This is a genomic window from Mesorhizobium sp. M0910 (assembly GCF_040319465.1).
Classification (GTDB): domain Bacteria; phylum Pseudomonadota; class Alphaproteobacteria; order Rhizobiales; family Rhizobiaceae; genus Mesorhizobium.
This window is the reverse complement of sequence record NZ_JAMYNZ010000006.1, coordinates 207,981-227,677: the sequence shown is the minus strand read 5'-3', so window position 1 is coordinate 227,677 and position 19,697 is coordinate 207,981. Positions and strand designations below refer to the sequence as shown.

The window sequence follows — 19,697 nt, the reverse complement described above, 5'->3', positions numbered from 1 at the left end:
CGAACCCGCCCTTGGACGAGATGAACGATCGCACCTGCATCGTCACCCGCAGGCAAGCCGAACCGGATGAGCTGATCCGTTTCGTCGTCGGCCCGGATTCGGCCGTCGTTCCGGACATCAAGAGAAACCTGCCCGGCCGCGGTTGCTGGGTGACGGCCGACCGCCTACATATAGAAAAGGCGGCGGCCAAAAACCTGTTTGCCCGTGCTTTCAAGGCGCAGGTGAGCGTGCCAGCCGATCTTGGCGGTATGGTCGACGCGCTGCTTTCCAGGTCCGCTCTGGGCATGCTTGGCTTGGCCCGCAAGGCGGGCGCCATAGCGCTCGGAGCGACCAAGGTCGAGAGCGTCGTGCGCGGCGGACTTGCACTTTTCGTGCTCCACGCGACCGAGGCCTCCGACGATGGCGTCCGCAAGATAAGCCAGGCGCGACGGGCAACCGTCCACCTCGGCGGGCCTGCGATCCGCGCTTACAAACTTTTCTCCGAGGCCGAGTTGAGCTTGGCATTGGGGGGTACAAATGTGATACATGCTGCCGTTCTCGCGGGAGACGCGGGCAGGGCGGTCCAGAAGCGCATGGTTGCGCTCGACCGATATCGGGGCGGTTCCCCGGACGATCTGGCAATGCTTGCGGCCGTTGCTGACGAAGATGATGCCGCAGAGGATATGGAATGAGCGATACGAAATCGGGCGACGACAAGACGCTGAGTGTTACGCCGAAGAAGACCTTGACGCTGAAGCGCCCCGGTATGGAACAGGGCACGGTGCGCCAGAACTTCTCGCATGGCCGCACCAAGTCGGTGGTCGTCGAGACCAAGAAACGCAAGTTCTCGCTGCCTGGCGACAAGCCGGAGCCGGCGGCAGCGCCTGTGTCCGTTTTCACGCCGAAGCCGGTCGCGGCAGCGCCTGCCGTGCAGGAAGCTCCCAAGGCGCCGCCGCCTCCCCCGCCGATCGAACGCGGCGGCATGGTGCTGAACGAGTTGTCGCGCCAGGAAATGGAAGCACGCCGCCGGGCTCTCGAGGGCTCGAAGGTCCGCGACGTCGAGGATCGCCAGCGCGCCATCGAGGAGGCCAAGCGCCGCAGCGAGGACGAAGAGCGCCGCCGCCGCGAGCGCGAGGAATCGGCTCGGCGTCAGGCCGAGGAAGAGGCACGGCTGCAAGCCGAGGCCGAATCCCGCCGCCGTGCCGAGGAAGAGGCGCGCCGCCGTGCGCCGCTCGCCGCCGAACTGGCGACAGTCGATGACGAGGAAGAGGTCAAGCCGAAGCGGGCCGGTGCCGGTGCACCGGTGCGCCGTCTGGTCACGCCCGAAGTGGCACGTCCTGCCAAGCCGACCAAGGGCGAGGAAGACCGCCGCCGCGGCAAGCTGACGCTGAATTCGGCTCTTTCCGACGAGGATGCGCGCGCCCGCTCGCTCTCGTCGATGCGCCGCCGTCAGGAGAAATTCAAGCGCGCGTTGCATAACGAGCCACGCGAGAAAGTCATGCGTGAAGTGATCCTGCCCGAAACCATCACCATCCAGGAGCTGGCGCAGCGCATGTCCGAGCGCGCTGTCGACGTGGTCAAGTTCTTCATGAAGCAGGGCCAGATCCTGAAGCCTGGAGACGTCATCGACGCTGACACGGCCGAACTGGTCGCCACCGAATTTGGCCACACGGTCCGCCGCGTCGCCGAGTCCGACATCGAAGAGGGCTTGTTCAACATCGCCGATCGCCCCGAGGACCTGCAGCCGCGTCCGCCGGTGGTAACGATCATGGGCCATGTCGATCACGGCAAGACCTCGTTGCTCGATGCCATCCGCAATGCCAACGTCGTGTCCGGCGAAGCCGGCGGCATTACTCAGCATATCGGCGCTTATCAGGTCGAGAAGAACGGTCACAAGATCACGTTCATAGACACGCCCGGCCACGCCGCCTTCACGGCGATGCGTGCCCGCGGTGCCCAGGCGACCGATATCGCCATCCTCGTGGTGGCAGCCGACGACAGCGTCATGCCGCAGACGATCGAATCGATCAATCACGCCAAGGCGGCCGGCGTTCCGATCATTGTGGCGATCAACAAGATCGACAAGCATGACGCCGATCCGCAGAAGGTGCGCTCGGAACTGCTGCGCCACGAGGTGTTCGTCGAATCGATGGGCGGCGAGGTGCTGGATGTCGAGGTGTCGGCTACCAAGGGTATCAATCTCGACAAGTTGCTCGAAGCGATCCTGCTGCAGGCCGAAATCCTCGACCTGAAGGCCAATCCGGACCGCACCGCCGAAGGCGTGGTCATCGAAGCCCAGCTCGACAAGGGCCGCGGCCCAGTTGCTACCGTGCTGGTGCAGACCGGCACATTGATGCCGGGCGACATTCTCGTCGCCGGCAACGAATGGGGCCGGGTACGCGCGCTCGTCAACGATCGCGGCGAGCAGGTCAAGGAAGCGCCGCCGGCAATGCCGGTGGAAGTCCTCGGTCTGCAAGGTACGCCGCTGGCCGGCGACCGTTTCGCCGTTGTCAACAACGAGGCCCGCGCCCGCGAGATCACCGAATATCGCCAGCGTCTGGCGCGTGAGAAGGCGGTGGCCAGGCATGCCGGCCAGCGCGGCTCGCTTGAACAGATGATGTCGCAATTGCAGACAAGCGGATTGAAGGAATTCCCGCTGGTCATCAAGGGCGACGTGCAGGGCTCGATCGAGGCGATCAATGCGGCGCTCGACAATCTCGGCACCGACGAGGTGCGCGCCCGCATCGTCCATGCCGGGGCCGGCGGCATCACCGAAAGCGACGTGTCGCTGGCGGAAACGTCCGGGGCTGCGATCATCGGCTTCAACGTTCGCGCCAACGCGCAGGCCCGCGCAGCCGCGGCTGCGGCAGGCATCGAGATCCGCTACTATTCGATCATCTACAATCTGGTCGATGATGTGAAAGCGGCTCTTTCCGGCCTGCTCTCGCCGGAGCGTCGCGAGACCTTCATCGGCAATGCCGAGATCCTCGAGATCTTCGACATCACCAAGGTCGGCAAGATCGCCGGCTGCCGTGTCACCGAAGGCAAGGTCGAGCGTGGTGCGGGCGTGCGCCTGATCCGCGACAATGTCGTCATCCACGAAGGCACGCTGAAGACCCTGAAGCGCTTCAAGGACGAAGTTTCGGAAGTTCCGGCCGGCCAGGAATGCGGCATGGCCTTCCAGAACTACGAGGACATGCGCGCCGGCGACGTCATCGAGTGCTTCCGCGTCGAGATGGTGACCAGGACGCTGTAGTGTCGGCATATGGAGCAAGAACGAAGCCTTGAGTACCGCTTTGTTCTTGTCTCCTGCCGATTTTTCAGGGGTCTACTCAAGGGCGCGGAGCGAAAGTCGTCTCGGCGCCCTGAGACGGTTGTTTTACTGCTTTCTCGTTGGCATTCCGCTTGTGCTTGCCACAAACTATCTCGACGGCTCCGGTGCTTTGGCCGGAGTCGCGGGAGTTGTGGGCATGATGACCATTGTCACGGGTATCATGATCAATCTCGGCCCCATTCTGGCGAGGCGAGTCGAGGTTGCTCATTTCGAGCCTGAACCCACCATGATCCGAGTGGATGTCGCCGGCATCTCAAAGCGTGCCGCAGATACAGAGATCCACATCGGATGGAAATCCGTAAGCCGAGTTACTCTGACCGAATTCGGCATCGGTTTTGTGACGCAAGAGGGTGGCTGGTTTATTCCGATGAGTGCATTTGGGTCCGAGAGCGATTTGAAAGCCGAATACGACAGGATCGTTTCGTTCATGGTCTCATTACAGGCCGGCCCGGAGACAGAGCATTCAGTGCCGCGCACCTTACATTAGCTGAGGTGCAGGTTCCTTGGGGTAGCCAAGCCGGATCAACGGCGCTAAGTCAACCGTTTGAGGCGGTTCGAACCCGCACTGAGAGAAGAGATTTTCATGCCAAGACCATCAACAGCTGGCCCATCCCAGCGCATGCTGCGCGTCGGCGAGCAGGTGCGCCATGCGCTCTCCGAGACTTTGCAGCGCGGCGAAATTCTCGATCCGCTGATCGAGAATGCCGTGGTCTCGGTTTCCGAAGTGCGTATGTCGCCCGATCTGAAGATCGCCACCGCCTTCGTCTCACCGCTTGGCGCCAAGGATGCCGGCGTGGTGGTCGAAGCGCTCAACAAGCATGCGAAGTTCGTCCGCGGCCGTGTCTCCGGCGCGCTGCGGCAGATGAAGTACATGCCGGAATTCCGCTTCCGGCTCGACACCAGCTACGACAATTTCCAGAAGATCAACGAATTGCTGCACTCGCCCGAAGTGGCGCGCGATCTCAGCGCCGACGACAAAGACAAAGACGACCGGAAGGATAGCGAATAGTGGCGCGTCGCGGCAAGAAGAAGGGCCGGCCGATCTCGGGCTGGCTGGTACTGGACAAGCCGGTCGGCATGGGCTCGACCGAAGCCGTGTCCAAGATCAAATGGCTGTTCCAGGCGGAAAAGGCCGGCCACGCCGGCACGCTCGACCCGCTCGCGTCCGGCATGCTGCCGATCGCGCTCGGCGAAGCGACCAAGACCGTGCCTTACGTCCAGGACGGCGCCAAGGTCTACCGCTTCACGGTTGCCTGGGGCGAGGAGCGTTCGACCGACGACCTCGAAGGCCCGGCGACCAAAAGCTCGGACCGCCGTCCGGCGGAAGCCGACGTGCTGGCGCTGCTTTCGAAATATACCGGCGTCATCATGCAGACGCCGCCGCAATTTTCGGCGATCAAGATCGCCGGCGAGCGCGCTTATGACCTTGCCCGCGATGGCGAGACGGTCGACATTCCGGCACGCGAGGTCGAGATCGGCCGGCTCGACCTGGTCGAGCATATGGTCGATCGCACCGTCTTCGAGGTCGAATGCGGCAAGGGCACCTATGTCCGCTCGCTGGCGCGCGACATGGGCCGCGACCTCGGCTGCTTCGGCCACATTGCCGAGCTGCGGCGGGTCGAGGTCGAGCCGTTCACGCAGGAAGATTTCGTCACCCTGGCCGAGCTGGAAATCGCCCGCTTCGGCGAGCAGGGCGAGCCGCAAGCAGCGGACGCCCCGATCGACTTCGGTGCCATCGATGCACTCCTGGTCGACACCGCCGCGGCGCTCGAATGCCTGCCGCAGGTCGCGATCAGCGATGATGCGGCAACCAAAATCCGCCTCGGCAATCCGGTCATCATTCGCGGCCGTGACGCGCCGGTGGAAGCGGAGGAGGCCTGCGCCACCGCGCGCGGCAAGTTGGTCGCCATCGGCGCCATTGAGCAAGGCATGTTCAAGCCAAAGCGGGTCTTTATCGGGTAACAGCTGTGGCCCGGCGCATGATCTCCAAACCGGATTCTATTTTGGGAAACGATCATGCGTTAAATCAACGGGGCTACGGTGCCGTTTGCCGTCCGAAAGGATGCGCTGCGCTGTAGTGCCGTTCGACGCTGCACTCGAGGGGGCACATGGCAAAGGCTGACACGGTCAACAAACGAGCGGCGCTCAAAACACGGAGGCCGCCGGTCGGGGCTTCGCCGGGCACGCTGATCGCCGACCCGGCGGCGCGCCGCTCCGAGCTCAGGCTGACGTTGATCTCGCCTGAAAAGTTCAAGACGATCGAGAATGCCAGCATCGACGACGTCAACACCCATTGCCACAATTGGCCGGTCATCTGGCTCGACTGCACAGGCCTCGCCAATATCCAGCTGATCGAGGAGATCGGCCGGATTTTCAACCTGCATCCGCTGGCGCTGGAAGACGTCGTCAACACCGGTCAGCGGCCGAAGGTGGATTTCTTCGAGGACCACGCCTTTGTCGTCGTCAGGATGATCGACGACGTCACCGCGCACCGTTACGAACAGATCGCCGTCTTCTTCGGCAAGACCTTCGTCGTCACCTTCCAGGAGCGCGAAGGCGACCCATTCGACCCCGTGCGCAAGCGGATCGCAAGCTCGGTGCCCAACCGCTTGCGCTCGCGCGGCGCCGACTATCTCGCCTATGCTTTGATCGACGCCATCGTCGACAGCTATTTCCCGCCGATCGAGGCTGCTGGCGAATTGGTCGATAGCATCGAGGACCAGATGCTGCACCAGGCGCACAAGCACCAGATGCGGCAGCTTCACGAATTGCGGCGCGATGCCAATGTGCTGAAGGGAGTGCTTTGGCCGATGCGCGATACGCTGGCGACCATGATCCGCAACGACGTGCCCTATGTGAAGGCCGAAACCAAGATATTCCTGAACGACACGCTCGATCATTCGCTGCGATTGATCGAACTGGTCGAAACCCAGCGCGACATGCTGACCGGCCTGATCGAGATGCACTTGTCGCTCAGCCAGGCGCGCACCAACGACGTCATCAGCTATCTGACGATCGTCTCGGTGATCTTCATGCCGCTTACCTTTCTCGTCGGCGTATGGGGCATGAATTTCGACCCCGACACCTCGCCCTGGAATATGCCGGAGCTGAAGGCCTATTACGGCTATCCCCTGTCGCTCGCCTTCATGGCGCTTGTTGCGGTCGGGCTCTTTGCGTACTTCAAATGGAAGAAATGGCTCTGACTAGGCGGAAGTGCCCGTTTATGCAGCGAAAAGCCGGCTTGTGAATTAGGCTGGCCTTTTTGTCGGAATTGCACTATATGCGCCGCAGCTTCGCGCTTTGACGCGTTGCTTGCACCGGCCCCTGCTGGACGACATCCCGGCTGAGGGCGTCCCGTTTCCTCAAACAGACAAGGAAAAACACGATGTCGATTACTGCCGAACGCAAGAAGGAATTGATGGGCGAATTCGCAACCGCCAAGGGCGATACCGGGTCTCCGGAAGTTCAGGTGGCCATCCTTTCCGAGCGCATCAAGAACCTGACCGATCATTTCAAGGACCACAAGAAGGATAACCATTCCCGCCGTGGTCTGCTCGCTCTCGTTTCCCAGCGCCGCAGCCTGCTTGATTATCTCAAGCGCAAGGACGACGCGCGCTATCAGACGCTGATCGAGAAGCTCGGTCTGCGCCGTTGACGAATTGACCGGCGGGTTCTTTCGAGAGCCCGCCGGTCGCGCATTGGAGCATCGGATCATCCAAGGCTCCAATGAAGAAAGCAGAGCGCCGCGCACCGGTTTGGCTGCGCAAAGGACGCTCTGAAGTTTTAGATTTGCGCAGGATACTTTCCGAAAACCTGGTTTTCGGGTTCACGCGCAAGGCCAGTCGGATCGATTGGCCAACCCGGTTTCGAAACAGCAGAGGGCCATTCGAAACCGCCCATGGACGGTCATGGGGCAGGATTGCAGGACGCTCGTGCGGCACCGCGCCGAATAGCCGAGCTTCCCGTTGTCTTGCCCGTGGCTGCCCGAGAAAGGAAGCCAAGGGAAAGGGCATCCGCGCACGCTGAAACGGCGCGGCCCTTTCCGCATACGAAGGACAAGACATGTTCAATTACCACAAAGTGGAAATCGAATGGGGCGGCCGCCCGCTCATTCTCGAAACCGGCAAGATCGCGCGTCAGGCTGATGGCGCGGTGCTGGCTACCTACGGCGAAACCAAGGTTCTCGCCACCGTCGTCTCGATGAAGGAGCCGAAACCCGGCCTCGATTTCTTCCCGCTGACGGTCAACTACCAGGAAAAGACTTACGCCGCCGGCAAGATCCCGGGTGGCTATTTCAAGCGGGAAGGCCGTCCGAGCGAGAAGGAAACGCTGGTTTCCCGCCTGATCGACCGCCCGATCCGCCCGCTCTTCGCCGAAGGCTACAAGAACGACACCCAGATCGTCGTCACTGTCGTCCAGCACGATCTCGAAAATGATCCGGACATCCTGTCGATCGTCGCCACCTCCGCCGCCCTGACCTTGTCCGGCGTGCCGTTCATGGGTCCGGTCGGCGCCGCCCGCGTCGGGTACATCAACGGCGAATATGTGCTCAACCCGCACGTCGACGAGATGCAAGAATCGAAGCTCGACCTGGTCGTCGCCGGCACCGCCGACGCCGTGCTGATGGTCGAGTCCGAAGCCAAGGAACTCGGCGAGGACCTTATGCTGGGCGCCGTCATGTTCGGCCACAGGGGATTCCAGCCGGTGATCGACGCGATCATCAAGCTGGCTGAAGTCGCGGCCAAGGACCCGCGCGACTTCACCGCCCCAGACTATTCCGCACTTGAAGCCGAGATGCTCAAGATCGTCGAAGGCGAGCTTCGCGACGCCTACAAGATCACCGACAAGCAGAAGCGCTATGCCGCCGTCGACGCCGTCAAGGCGAAGGTCAAGGCCGCGTTCGCGCCGGCAGAAGGCGAAGAGGCCAAGTACACGTCCGAACAGATCGGCACCGTGTTCAAGGAACTCCAGGCCAAGGTCGTGCGCTGGAACATCCTCGACACCGGCTCGCGCATCGACGGCCGCGACCTGAAGACGGTCCGCAAGATCGTCTCGGAAGTCGGCGTCCTGCCGCGCACGCACGGCTCGGCGCTGTTCACCCGTGGCGAGACCCAGGCGCTGGTCGTCGCCACGCTCGGCACCGGCGAGGACGAGCAGTATGTCGATTCGCTGACCGGCATGTACAAGGAGAAGTTCCTCCTGCACTACAACTTCCCTCCCTATTCGGTCGGTGAGACCGGCCGCATGGGTTCGCCGGGCCGCCGCGAAATCGGTCATGGCAAGCTCGCCTGGCGCGCCATCCGGCCGATGCTGCCGACCGCCGACCAGTTCCCCTATACGTTGCGCGTCGTTTCGGAGATCACCGAGTCCAACGGTTCGTCATCGATGGCTACCGTCTGCGGCACCTCGCTGGCGCTGATGGATGCCGGCGTGCCACTGGCCAAGCCGGTCGCCGGTATTGCAATGGGCCTGATCAAGGAAGGCGAGCGCTTCGCCGTGCTCTCCGACATTCTTGGCGACGAGGACCACCTCGGCGACATGGACTTCAAGGTTGCCGGCACCGCCTACGGCATCACCTCGCTGCAGATGGACATCAAGATCGAGGGCATCACCGAGGAGATCATGAAGATCGCGCTTGACCAGGCCAAGGAGGGCCGTCAGCACATTCTCGGCGAAATGGCCCACGCGCTGTCCGGCGCGCGTGCCGAACTCGGCGAGTTCGCACCGCGCATCGAGGTCATGCACATTCCGACCGACAAGATCCGCGATGTGATCGGCTCGGGCGGCAAGGTCATCCGCGAAATCGTCGAAAAGACCGGTGCCAAGATCAACATCGAGGATGACGGCACGGTCAAGATCGCTTCGGCCAACGCCAAGGAGATCGAGGCGGCGAAGAAGTGGATACACACCATCGTCGCTGAGCCGGAAGTCGGGGAGATCTACGAAGGCACGGTCGTCAAGACCGCCGACTTCGGCGCTTTCGTCAACTTCTTCGGCCCGCGTGACGGTCTCGTCCACATCTCGCAGCTCGCCAATGATCGTGTCGCCAAGACCTCCGATGTCGTCAAGGAAGGCGACAAGGTCTGGGTCAAGCTGATGGGCTTCGACGAGCGCGGCAAGGTCCGCCTGTCGATGAAGGTCGTCGACCAGGCCACCGGCAAGGAAATCGCTCGCGACAAAAAGAGCGAAGGCGAAGAAAACGCCGCCTAAGCTGATCTAACTATGCAATCGAAGCGGGCGCGCCGGAAGGTCGCGCCCGTTTGCATTCAACAACAGCCTTGCAGTTCAAGAGTGGTGAATGTCCGCCGAGCCGCTGAAGACGCTTTTCCATCCATTCGAGGCGGGGGCTGTGTCCCTGCCACGAAAGGATGAATGCATTCTCTTTCTCGGTGCCGAGCCCGGCTTTCGCTTACCCGAAGGCTTTGATGCCAAGCTTCATCTCGTCCAAGGCTTCAGGCCGCATTTTCGTGCCTTGCAGGCATCCGGCTTCACTGTCACGCCGCAGGTCGAAGGCGAGGCTTTCGACGCGGCATTTGTGCTCGCCGGCCGCCATCGCGGCCAAAACGAGTTGCGCGTCGCCGAAGCGGTCGAACGCGTGGCACCAGGGGGGTTGATCGTCGTCGCCGGCGGCAAGGACGATGGCGTCGCCAGCCTGCGCAAGCATGTCGGCGCCCTTGTGCCGCTCGAAGGCCACCTGCCGAAGCATCACGGCATTGCCTTCTGGTTTCGCCGGCCGGCCGATACCGTTGCCGCGGCAACGCTTCGAGCCGCCAATCCGGATTTGGTGGTCGAGGACCGCTTCCGCACGGCCCCAGGCATGTTTTCCTTCGACAAGATCGATGCGGGATCGAAGCTGCTGGTCGAAAATCTGCCCAACGATCTGCGTGGCAGTGTTGCGGATTTCTGTGCCGGTTGGGGCTATGTCGCTGCCGAGGTCGCCGCCCGCTCACCCGGCATATCGGCGCTTGACCTTTACGAAGCGGATTTCGAGGCGCTGGAGGCGGCCAAAACCAATGTCGGCAGCACAGGCGTGGAACCACGTTTCTTCTGGACAGATCTTTTGAGCGAACCGGTCGAGCGCCGCTACGATGTGGTCGTCATGAACCCGCCCTTTCACCGCAGCCGGGCGACTGAGCCGGAAATCGGTGCCGGTATGATCCGCGCGGCAGGCAAAGCGCTGAAGCCGGGCGGCCGGTTGTTCATGGTGGCAAACCGTCAGCTTCCCTACGAACCGGTGCTGGCGGCCGCCTTCTCCAGCCATGGGGAGCTCGCCCGCGACGGCATGTTCACGGTCTTCTCGGCGCGACGCTGAAACGCTGCGGGGCAAGCCGGCGACGTGTCGCTCGCGCTATTCCCGTCCGGCGTCGGTCTGCTTCAACTCGTCAAGCGTCGGCATGGACACGATGTGATAGCCGGAATCGACATAGTGGATTTCGCCGGTGACGCCGGACGACAGGTCGGACAGCAAATAGAGCGCGGAGCCGCCGACTTCGTCGATCGTCACCGTACGGCGTAGCGGCGAGTTGCGCTGCTGGTAGGAGAACATGTGGCGTGCGTCGGAAATCCCGGCGCCCGCAAGCGTCCGTACCGGTCCCGCCGATATGCCGTTCACCCTGATGCCTCGCGGGCCGTAGTCGTTGGCTAGATAGCGGACGCTGGCCTCCAGCCCGGCCTTGGCAACACCCATGACGTTGTAGTTCGGCATGACGCGAACCGAACCCGCATAAGTCAGCGTGATCATCGAGCCGCCGTCCTTCATCAACGTGGCGGCGTGGCGGGCAACCTCGGTGAAGGAATAGCAGGAGATCACCATGGTGCGGATGAAATTGTCGCGGCTGGTATCGGCGTAGAGGCCTTTCAGCTCGTTCTTGTCGGAAAAACCGATGGCGTGGACAATGAAGTCCAGCCCACCCCATGCCTTGCCCAAGGTCTCGAAAGTTGCGGCGACCGATGCGCTGTCCTCGACGTCGCAAGGCACCACCAGCGATGCGCCCAGCTTCTCGGCGAGCGGCTTGACCCGGCGTCCGAAGGCCTCGCCCTGATAGGTGAAGGCGAGTTCCGCGCCATGTTCGGACAGTTTGCGGGCGATACCCCAGGCAATGGAATGATCGTTGGCGACACCCATGACAAGCCCGCGCTTGCCCTTCATCAATCCGTCCATGGTCGGCAAATCCTTATGCGGAATAGCGCTGGAAAATCAGCGTAGCGTTGGTGCCACCGAAACCGAACGAATTGGACAAAACAGTGTCGATCCTTGCGTCGTCGATGCGCTTGCGCACGATCGGCATGCCTTCGAATTCCGGATCGAGGTTCTCGATGTGGGCGCTCTCGCCGATGAAGCCGCCTTGCATCATCAGGATCGAGTAGATCGATTCCTGCACGCCGGCCGCACCTAGCGAATGGCCGGTCAGCGATTTCGTCGATGTGATGAAAGGCATGTTGTCGCCGAACACCTCGCGGATGGCGCCCATTTCCTTGGAGTCGCCGACCGGCGTCGAGGTGCCGTGCGTATTGATGTAGTCGACTGGTGAAGTGACGGTCGCCATTGCCTGTCGCATGCAGCGTGCCGCGCCTTCGCCCGATGGCGCCACCATGTCGTAGCCGTCCGAGGTGGCGCCATAGCCGACGATCTCGGCATAGATCTTGGCGCCGCGCGCTTTTGCGTGCTCGAGCTCTTCAAGAATCAGCACGCCGGCGCCGCCGGCAATGACGAATCCGTCGCGATCGACGTCGTAGGCGCGGGAGGCGACCGATGCCCTGTCGTTGAACTTGGACGACATGGCGCCCATGGCATCGAAGAGATCCGACATCGTCCAGTCGAGATCCTCATGGCCGCCGGCGAAGACGATGTCCTGCTTGCCCCACTGGATCAGCTCGTAGCCATTGCCGATGCAATGCGCAGACGTCGAGCAGGCCGATGAGATGGAATAGTTGACGCCGTGGATCTTGAACCAGGTGGCAAGCGTCGCCGACGCGGTCGACGACATCGCTTTTGGCACCGCGAACGGGCCGATCCGCTTGGGGCTACCGTTTTTGATCGTGGTCTCGGCCGCCTCGACGATTGCACGGGTCGACGGTCCGCCGGAGCCCATCACGATGCCGGTGCGCTCGTTGGTGATGTCGGTCTCGTCGAGGCCGGCATCTGCGATCGCCTGGTCCATTGCGACGTGGTTCCAGGCAGCACCCTGCGACAGGAAGCGCATGGCGCGACGGTCGATCATGCCCGACGGATCCAGTGTCGGCGCACCCCACACCCGGCAACGGAAGCCATGCTCGGCGAAAGAGTCGGAGAAGCTGATGCCGGATCTGGCATCGTGCAGCGAGGTCTGCACCTCGTTGGCATTATTGCCTATCGACGACACGATGCCGAGACCTGTGACTACGACCCGTCTCATTCGCAACTCCTTCCAGCGCGGACCTCCGAAACCTGAAATCGATTTGCGGAACGGAACCATGCGCAAAATTAAAGTGCTACAGCGTCCTTTGGACGTCCAAGACGTGGCACTGTAGGGTCTTCGTTCAGACGGCGGCCGATTGCTTGGAAAGACCGACCTTCAGATCCGTTGCCGCATATATGGGCTCGCCATCTGCCTTCAGCCAGCCATCGGCGATACCAAGCACAAGCCGACCGCGCATCACCCGCTTGAAGTCGACGCCATACTCCACCTTCTTGACCGTTGGCGTGACCATGCCTTTGAACCTCACCTCCCCGGTCGACAGCGCCATTCCCTTGCCGGGTTCACCGAGCCATCCGAGATAGAACCCCGTCAACTGCCACATGGCGTCCAAGCCCAGGCATCCCGGCATGATCGGATTGCCAATGAAATGGCAGGCGAAAAACCACAAATCCGGCTTGATATCGAATTCCGCGCGGATGAAACCCTTGTCGAACGCACCGCCAGTTTCGCTGATCTCGGTGATGCGGTCGAACATCAGCATCGGCGGATAGGGCAGCTGCGCATTTCCCGGTCCGAACAGCTCGCCGCGGGCGCAGGCAAGCAATTCCTCGTAACCGTAGCTGGATTTCGAACCCGCCATCAATCTCGTCCCCGTGATCGTCCCGGGCGATAGGCGCCCTTGTCGGTGGTTTCCTAACACAATCTGTTTCAGGCCGGAAACCGGCGTTTGCGCTTAACCTGCCCGTCTGCCCGGGTCAATGCGCGCTATTGATCGCATTCGGTCGACAGAATATATGTCACGACACGTTCAGTTTCGGCAGATGCTCTATTTCTGCCATTTTGGGCGTGTCTGAGGCGGAACTGTGAGCGCGACGGGTAGATGGATCTGGGTTGCCGGAAGGATAATGTCGCTGTGGACAAGCGGGTTCGCGAGGCCGGTCTGAGGCCGACACGCCAGCGCATCGCGCTGGCCGATCTGCTTTTCGCCAAGGGCGACCGCCATCTTTCGGCCGAGGAACTGCACGAGGAGGCGCTTGCCGCCGGCGTGCCGGTGTCCCTGGCCACCGTCTACAATGCTCTGCACCAGTTTACCCAGGCAGGTCTTCTGCGCATCCTTGCCGTCGAGGGATCGAAGACTTATTTCGACACCAACACATCCGATCACCATCATTTCTATATCGAGGGCGAAAACAGGATCTTCGATATCGACAGCGGCCCGGTGACGGTTTCCAACCTGCCGGAACCGCCGGAAGGCATGGAGATCGCCAATGTCGATATCGTGGTGAGACTGCGTCCGAAACGCTGCGACTGACCGGCGCCTTATGAATTCCTGGATTTGACGCTCCGGCTTTGAATGGGTCGCCGTCGCGGTGGCGGCTTTTGTCTTCTATGCGATCGCTGGTGTTCCTGGTGGTTGTTTGGGATATGGCTTGAAGCTGTCGAGCAGTTTCCAGGATACCCATCTCGGCCGCATCGGCCGCTAAACCATCCCCGAACCGAAGATCAGCGAAACAAGTGCCGGATCCGGTGCTTGCCGTGCTGGCCCGACCTGCGGTCCAGAAACGTCAGTTCTTGACCTTTTCGCCGGGATAGGCACCCCAGACGAGCGACTGCGCGAGCCAGCCGGTATGACCGTCGAAGGTCATTTCGCACCACTGGCCATCGCAGGACTTGATCGTGCCCATCACCCCCGGTTCGAGGATCGCGATGACGCCAGCATCTTTTGCCGGGTCGTCTAGGAGGTTGACGCGAGCGTCCTTGCCGCGCTGCCAGGGGGCGACGATCGCCGTGCGGCGGCCCGAAAGCAGCGACTGATTGATCCAGCCTTCCGAGCCGTCGGCATCGCGCACACGGCGCCACGTATCGAACTCCTGGATGATCTCCATCGGCAGGCCTGGCTTCATATACATCCAGTCGACGGAATAATTGACGCCCGGCCCAACGCGCGAGTTGACGCGGCCGGATTTCAGGCTGACGAAGCGCGGCAGCGGCAAGCCGCTTGGTCCGAGCGTGACGCTCTGGGCGGGTGCCGCGGCACTTTGCGCCATCACCAGTGGGCTATGGATGAGAGCGCCGAGGAATGCTGCACTGAGGGTCAGGCGGAGCGACGCGAAACCAGACACTTTCGTTCCTTTCGGCGCCGGCCCATCGGCCTTCGCCCCTTTTTCTTTGTCTTCGGCGGAACCGCTTGTTACATGAATGACCGGTACCGCGATCGGCTCTCAGTTTCGCCGTTCTTGGTTAAAGAGGTCTCAACGAGATCGGGTTCGAGGAAACAATGGCAGGCAAAAAGAAGCCCCTCGTCATCATCACGCGCAAATTGCCCGACCCGGTCGAGACCCGCATGCGCGAGTTGTTCGACGCCCGCTTGAATGTCGAGGACAGGCCGATGACGCAGCCGGAATTGGTGGCGGCGGTCAAGGAGGCCGACGTGCTGGTGCCGACCGTCACCGACAATATCGATGCGGCGCTGATTGCCCAGGCTGGCGACAACCTCAAGCTGATCGCCAATTTTGGCAATGGCGTTGACAAGATCGATGTTGCGGCAGCGGCCAAGAAAGGCATCACCGTCACCAACACGCCGAACGTGTTGACCGAAGATACGGCCGACATGACCATGGCGCTAATGCTGGCCGTGCCGCGGCGGCTGGCCGAAGGCGCCAACGTGCTGACCGGCGACAAGAAATGGGCGGGCTGGTCGCCGACTTGGATGCTCGGCCGGCGCATCTGGGGCAAACGGCTCGGCATTGTCGGCATGGGTCGCATCGGCACCGCCGTCGCCAGGCGCGCCAAGGCCTTTGGCCTCTCGATCCACTACCACAACCGCCACCGCGTGCTTCCGGCAATCGAGGACGAGTTGGAAGCGACATATTGGGAAAGCCTCGACCAGATGCTCGCCCGAATGGACATTATCTCGGTCAATTGCCCATCGACACCGGCAACCTTCCACCTGCTTTCGGCGCGGCGGCTGGCGCTTCTGCAACCGTCAGCTTACATAGTCAACACCGCGCGCGGCGATATCATCGATGAGGAATCGCTGGTCAAGCTCATCCATGACGGCAAGATCGCCGGCGCCGGCCTCGACGTCTACGAGCACGAGCCGGCGCTGAACAGCAAGCTGCTGAAACTTGCCCACAAAGGCAAGGTCGTGCTGTTGCCGCATATGGGCTCGGCGACCCTCGAAGGCCGTATCGACATGGGCGAGAAGGTAATCATCAACATCCGCGCCTTCTTCGATGGTCATCGTCCGCCCGACCGTGTGCTGCCGCTGAGGGCGTGACCTGCCATCGCGCCGGCATGGTCTTGCCGCGGCAACCGCGCGTTCGTCTTTGGATAGCGTTTGCCTACGGGAAGCATCTTGCGCATGGTGATCGAGGTCGGCCGGTCGTAGCCCTTGTGCGCTGTCCGTTCGGTTTCACGAAAACCGAGGCGGGCAAAGGCTGCGTGATTTCCGGTCAGCTCGATCCGGGTCTGGAGCTCGATGGCGGTCCTGTTGTGGCTGCGGGCAAGATCTTCGACGGCCTGCATCAGCTGTTTTCCGACGCCTTGTCCCTGAAGCGTCGGCTCGACCGCGAGCTTTCCAATATAGAGGTCGTTTGCGCGCTTAAGGACGAAGACGCAACCGACGATCTCGTTTTCCTTCAGGGCCAGGAATGCTGTCTCCTCCAGCGCTCTAGCCCTGAGATTTTCAACGGTAAGGCGATGCGCCGAGGACGGCGGGTCAATGACGCCGTCCATGAAGGCGAAGGCGCGCATGATCAGAGCCAGGACCTCGTCCCACCGGTCGAAATCGGCCGCAAGCTGCACAATGGAGACCTCGGCAGACTGGCTCACGGGCTGGTTCGCTTGTAGCGGATCGTGTCGAAGCGTGCCGCCAGCGCATCGTAGAGCAACAGTCGCCCGACCAGCGGCTCGCCAATCCCGGTGATCAGCTTGATCGCTTCCATTGCTTGCAGCGTGCCGATGACCCCGGTCAGCGCGCCGACAATGCCGGCCACCGCGCAGGACGGCACCAGTCCCGGCGGCGGTGCTTCGGGAAAAAGATCGCGGTAGCTTGGGTTCAACTTGCCGTCCGGGCCGGTCTCGAAAGGCTTCAGTACGGTGACCGAGCCGTCGAAGCGGCCAACGGCGGCGTGCACGAGCGGCCGGCTTTCGGCGGCGCAGGCGTCGGCCACTGCGTAGCGTGCCTCGAAATTGTCGGAGCCGTCAACGACGATGTCATAACGGGCGATGAGGGCAGGGGCGGTGTCTGCGGTCAGCCTGAAATTGTGCTCTTCCACGACTACGTTTGGATTGATGCGGGTGATCGCAGCCTTGGCACTGTCGGTTTTTGCCATGCCGACCATGTCCGTGCCGTGAATCACTTGTCGTTGCAGGTTGGAAAGGGAGACGCTGTCGTCGTCGACGATACCGAGCGTGCCAACGCCCGCAGCGGCGAGATATTCGAGCACCGGCGCACCCAATCCGCCGGCGCCAATGACCAGCACCCGCGCCCGCTTTAGCCGCTGCTGGCCGGCGCCGCCGATTTCGGGCAGCACTATGTGGCGGGCGTAGCGTTCGAGCTCTTCGTCGGTAAGGGCGGCTGTGATCATCCCCGGGACCATATAACGGAGGAAAAAACTTGTCAGGCATCAATGCGTGCCGCTCAGAAGTGCGCGCCATGGCCGAAGGTCAAATGGTCGGCCTGACCTTACCGTGATCTACGGTCAGGAACTGCGCTCGTCCCTTGAGGCTGTCAAACAACGCGGCATCGGTCCCGGTCATGAAGGCCTGGCAGTTCAGTTCCTCCAGGATCGAGAACAAGGCCGCCCGTCGACCGCCGTCGAGATGGGCGGCAATCTCGTCGAGCAGCAGGATCGGCGTCATGCCCGATATTTCGCCGGTTAGCCGCGCATGCGATAAGACGATGCCGACCAGCAGCGCCTTCTGCTCGCCGGTCGAACAGAGCTCGGCTGGCATCGCTTTGGGCCGGTGGCGCACCACGAGGTCGGTACGGTGCGGGCCGTCGAGCGTGCGCCCGGCGGTGCGGTCGCGGTCGCGCCCCTGGGCAAGGGCGCGACGGAACCGTTCCTCTACGTCGACGGCCGGTAAAACACCGATTTCGCCTTCCAGTTCGCCCGAGATGCCGATGTCGGCTTGCGGAAACGGTCCGTCGCCGGGCAGCCGGTCGATCATGGCGGCGAGCAGGCGCACCAGTTCGGCACGCGCCGCGGCAATTGCCACGCCGGTCTCAGCCATTTGCATCTCGATCGCATCGAACCACGCACTGTCGCGCGAACCGTCGGCGAGCAGCCTGTTGCGGCCGCGCATTGCCTTTTCGTAGTCAAGCGCGCGCTGGCCGTGGCCGGGATCGATCGCAAGCACCAGCCGGTCGAGGAAGCGCCGACGATCGGCCGCCGGCCCGGGGAACAGGCCGTCCATAGCCGGTGTCAACCAGACCACGCGCAGCCATTCCAGCATGTCTTCGGCTGAGCGTGCCGCCGCGCCGTTGATCCGCACTCGCCGGCCGCCTTCGCCGTCGCTGCCCGCTATTCCGGTACCGATCTCGACCTGGCCTTCCGGCCCGTCAAGCCGGGCATGCAGCGCAAAGCCACCATCACCGCCTTCGCGCGCCACCTCGGCATAGGGTGCGCGGCGCAAGCCGCGGCCAGGCGTGAGCAGCGAGATCGCCTCAAGCAGATTGGTTTTTCCGGCGCCATTGTCGCCGGAAAAAACCACGGCGCCGGGATCAAGGTCGATTGCTAACGCCGCATAGTTGCGGAAATTCGTAAGTGTGAGCTTACTTATGTAGGTCTGCTGCGGTTTTGCAGATTTGGTCACGGCAGCAAGATGGCCCCGTTCGGGCCCTACACCCGCATCGGCATCAGCACGTAGAGCGCGGTCTCGTCGGCCATATCGTGGATCAGCGTCGGGGAACCGGCATCCGCCAGCATGAACTTCGCCTCCGTGCCGGTCAGTTGCGCGGCAACGTCGAGCAGGTATTTGGCGTTGAAGCCGATCTCGATCGGATCAGACGAATAGTCGGCCGCCAGTTCCTCGGTGGCACTGCCCGAATCCGGGTTGTTGACCGCAAGCGTGACCTGTCCTTCGGCGATCGAAAGCTTCACCGCCCGGCCGCGTTCGGACGAAATGGTCGAAACGCGATCGACGGCAGCGGCGAAACTCTGGCGATCGATAATCAGCTTCTTGTCGTTGCCGGTCGGAATGACGCGCTGGTAGTCCGGGAAAGTGCCGTCGATCAGCTTGGAGGTCAAGATAACGCTGCCGATGGTGAAACGAATCTTGGTGTCGGACAACTCGGTGGTGACTGCAACATCGGGATCGTCGACCAGCTTTTGCAACTCGCTGACCGTCTTTCGCGGGATGATGACGCCAGGCATGCCCTCAGAGCCTGCCGGCGCATCGATCTCGGCCCGCGCCAGCCGGTGGCCGTCGGTCGCGACAGAGCGCAGTTTCAGCTTGCCGCCGGCCTCGTGCGTGTGCAGATAAATGCCGTTCAGATAATAGCGCGTCTCCTCGGTCGAGATGGCGAACTGGGTCTTTTCGATGAGGCCCTTTAGTCCGACGGAATCGAGCCGGAAAATATGCGAGAACGACCCGGCTGAAAGTTCGGGAAAGTCGGACTGCGGCAGGCACTGCAGGCGGAAGCTCGAGCGCCCCGACGTCACCGTCATGGCGTTGCCGTCTTCGTCGGTCTTCAGCGCCACCTCCGCGCCGTCGGCAAGCTTGCGCACGATGTCGTAGAGCAGATGCGCCGGGACCGTTGTCGCCCCGCCGCGCTCGACCTTTGCCGGCGTCGCTTCGGTCACCTCCAGGTCGAGGTCGGTCGCCTTCATTTCAAGGCTGGCCCCCTCGGCGCTGAGCAGCACGTTCGACAGGATCGGAATGGTGTTGCGCCGCTCGACCACGCGGTGAACATGGTTGAGAGACTTCAGGAGATTTGACCGTTCCAGGATAACACGCATGACGAAACAGGCTCGCTTGAA

At 62.2% G+C, this 19,697-nt stretch carries 18 protein-coding genes and 1 pseudogene; 11 read left to right on the top strand and 8 right to left on the bottom strand.

What is annotated here, in order from left to right; all coding sequences use genetic code 11:
* The first annotated feature begins 20 nt into the window (after positions 1-20).
* The 9 genes from NKH78_RS17115 to NKH78_RS17075 all read left to right on the top strand — a co-directional run bounded on the left by NKH78_RS17115 (position 21) and on the right by NKH78_RS17075 (position 10,625).
* Entirely contained in the window at positions 21-671 is a 651-nt protein-coding gene (locus NKH78_RS17115; RefSeq protein WP_352740334.1) for an RNA-binding protein, read from the top strand.
* Entirely contained in the window at positions 668-3,235 is a 2,568-nt protein-coding gene (infB, locus tag NKH78_RS17110; RefSeq protein ID WP_352740335.1) for a translation initiation factor IF-2, read from the top strand. Before NKH78_RS17115 ends, infB begins: the two co-directional genes overlap by 4 nt.
* 214 nt (positions 3,236-3,449) lie before the next feature.
* Positions 3,450-3,800 carry a hypothetical protein gene (locus NKH78_RS17105; protein ID WP_352506142.1) on the top strand — a complete coding sequence of 117 codons (351 nt, stop codon included), beginning with the start codon at positions 3,450-3,452 and terminating at the stop codon, positions 3,798-3,800.
* A gap of 96 nt (positions 3,801-3,896) precedes the next feature.
* On the top strand, positions 3,897-4,322 hold the full coding sequence (gene rbfA, locus NKH78_RS17100) for a 30S ribosome-binding factor RbfA (protein WP_352475973.1): 426 nt from the start codon (positions 3,897-3,899) through the stop codon (positions 4,320-4,322).
* Positions 4,322-5,275, top strand: coding sequence for a tRNA pseudouridine(55) synthase TruB (gene truB, locus NKH78_RS17095; protein ID WP_352740338.1), 954 nt, complete (start codon positions 4,322-4,324; stop codon positions 5,273-5,275). Before rbfA ends, truB begins: the two co-directional genes overlap by 1 nt.
* Before the next feature lie 146 nt (positions 5,276-5,421).
* The gene (gene corA, locus NKH78_RS17090) at positions 5,422-6,516 is read left to right on the top strand and encodes a magnesium/cobalt transporter CorA (protein ID WP_352740340.1); all 1,095 of its coding nucleotides are present in this window, start codon (positions 5,422-5,424) and stop codon (positions 6,514-6,516) included.
* A 140-nt stretch (positions 6,517-6,656) separates the two neighbouring features.
* A complete protein-coding gene (rpsO, locus tag NKH78_RS17085) occupies positions 6,657-6,968 on the top strand; it encodes a 30S ribosomal protein S15 (protein ID WP_280940423.1) in 312 nt (103 codons plus the stop codon).
* A gap of 407 nt (positions 6,969-7,375) precedes the next feature.
* Complete coding sequence (gene pnp, locus NKH78_RS17080; protein WP_352702325.1) at positions 7,376-9,523, top strand: polyribonucleotide nucleotidyltransferase; 2,148 nt, start codon at positions 7,376-7,378, stop codon at positions 9,521-9,523.
* Between the two features lie 88 nt (positions 9,524-9,611).
* The gene (locus NKH78_RS17075) at positions 9,612-10,625 is read left to right on the top strand and encodes a class I SAM-dependent methyltransferase (RefSeq protein WP_352506145.1); all 1,014 of its coding nucleotides are present in this window, start codon (positions 9,612-9,614) and stop codon (positions 10,623-10,625) included.
* 36 nt (positions 10,626-10,661) lie between these two features.
* On the opposite strand, the gene fabI is transcribed toward NKH78_RS17075, so the two are convergent.
* From fabI to fabA, 3 genes are all read right to left on the bottom strand, one after another.
* Entirely contained in the window at positions 10,662-11,474 is an 813-nt protein-coding gene (gene fabI, locus NKH78_RS17070) for an enoyl-ACP reductase FabI (RefSeq protein WP_352506146.1), read from the bottom strand.
* Between the two features lie 13 nt (positions 11,475-11,487).
* Entirely contained in the window at positions 11,488-12,708 is a 1,221-nt protein-coding gene (gene fabB / locus NKH78_RS17065; RefSeq protein WP_352740344.1) for a beta-ketoacyl-ACP synthase I, read from the bottom strand.
* A 124-nt stretch (positions 12,709-12,832) separates the two neighbouring features.
* On the bottom strand, positions 12,833-13,351 hold the full coding sequence (gene fabA, locus NKH78_RS17060) for a 3-hydroxyacyl-[acyl-carrier-protein] dehydratase FabA (RefSeq protein WP_352506149.1): 519 nt from the start codon (positions 13,349-13,351) through the stop codon (positions 12,833-12,835).
* A 240-nt stretch (positions 13,352-13,591) separates the two neighbouring features.
* Between fabA and irrA the strand changes: the two genes are divergently transcribed.
* Positions 13,592-14,023 carry an iron response transcriptional regulator IrrA gene (irrA, locus tag NKH78_RS17055; protein ID WP_023676913.1) on the top strand — a complete coding sequence of 144 codons (432 nt, stop codon included), beginning with the start codon at positions 13,592-13,594 and terminating at the stop codon, positions 14,021-14,023.
* Positions 14,024-14,276: 253 nt separating this feature from the next.
* On the opposite strand, the gene NKH78_RS17050 is transcribed toward irrA, so the two are convergent.
* On the bottom strand, positions 14,277-14,834 hold the full coding sequence (locus NKH78_RS17050) for an SH3 domain-containing protein (protein WP_023676915.1): 558 nt from the start codon (positions 14,832-14,834) through the stop codon (positions 14,277-14,279).
* Between the two features lie 155 nt (positions 14,835-14,989).
* Here NKH78_RS17050 and NKH78_RS17045 point away from each other — a divergent pair, with 155 nt between their 5' ends.
* Positions 14,990-15,991, top strand: a complete 1,002-nt coding sequence (locus tag NKH78_RS17045) for a 2-hydroxyacid dehydrogenase (RefSeq protein WP_254816279.1) — start codon at positions 14,990-14,992, stop codon at positions 15,989-15,991.
* A 71-nt stretch (positions 15,992-16,062) separates the two neighbouring features.
* On the opposite strand, the pseudogene NKH78_RS17040 reads toward NKH78_RS17045, so the two are convergent.
* The 4 genes and pseudogenes from NKH78_RS17040 to dnaN all read right to left on the bottom strand — a co-directional run.
* Positions 16,063-16,545, bottom strand: a pseudogene (locus tag NKH78_RS17040) (GNAT family N-acetyltransferase); the annotation flags it as partial.
* On the bottom strand, positions 16,542-17,303 hold the full coding sequence (locus NKH78_RS17035) for a molybdopterin-synthase adenylyltransferase MoeB (RefSeq protein ID WP_352506150.1): 762 nt from the start codon (positions 17,301-17,303) through the stop codon (positions 16,542-16,544). The pseudogene NKH78_RS17040 and the gene NKH78_RS17035, both read right to left, overlap by 4 nt.
* Positions 17,304-17,382: 79 nt before the next feature.
* Entirely contained in the window at positions 17,383-18,531 is a 1,149-nt protein-coding gene (gene recF, locus NKH78_RS17030) for a DNA replication/repair protein RecF (RefSeq protein ID WP_352506151.1), read from the bottom strand.
* Between the two features lie 26 nt (positions 18,532-18,557).
* Complete coding sequence (gene dnaN, locus NKH78_RS17025; protein ID WP_023676920.1) at positions 18,558-19,676, bottom strand: DNA polymerase III subunit beta; 1,119 nt, start codon at positions 19,674-19,676, stop codon at positions 18,558-18,560.
* Between the last annotated feature and the right edge of the window lie 21 nt (positions 19,677-19,697).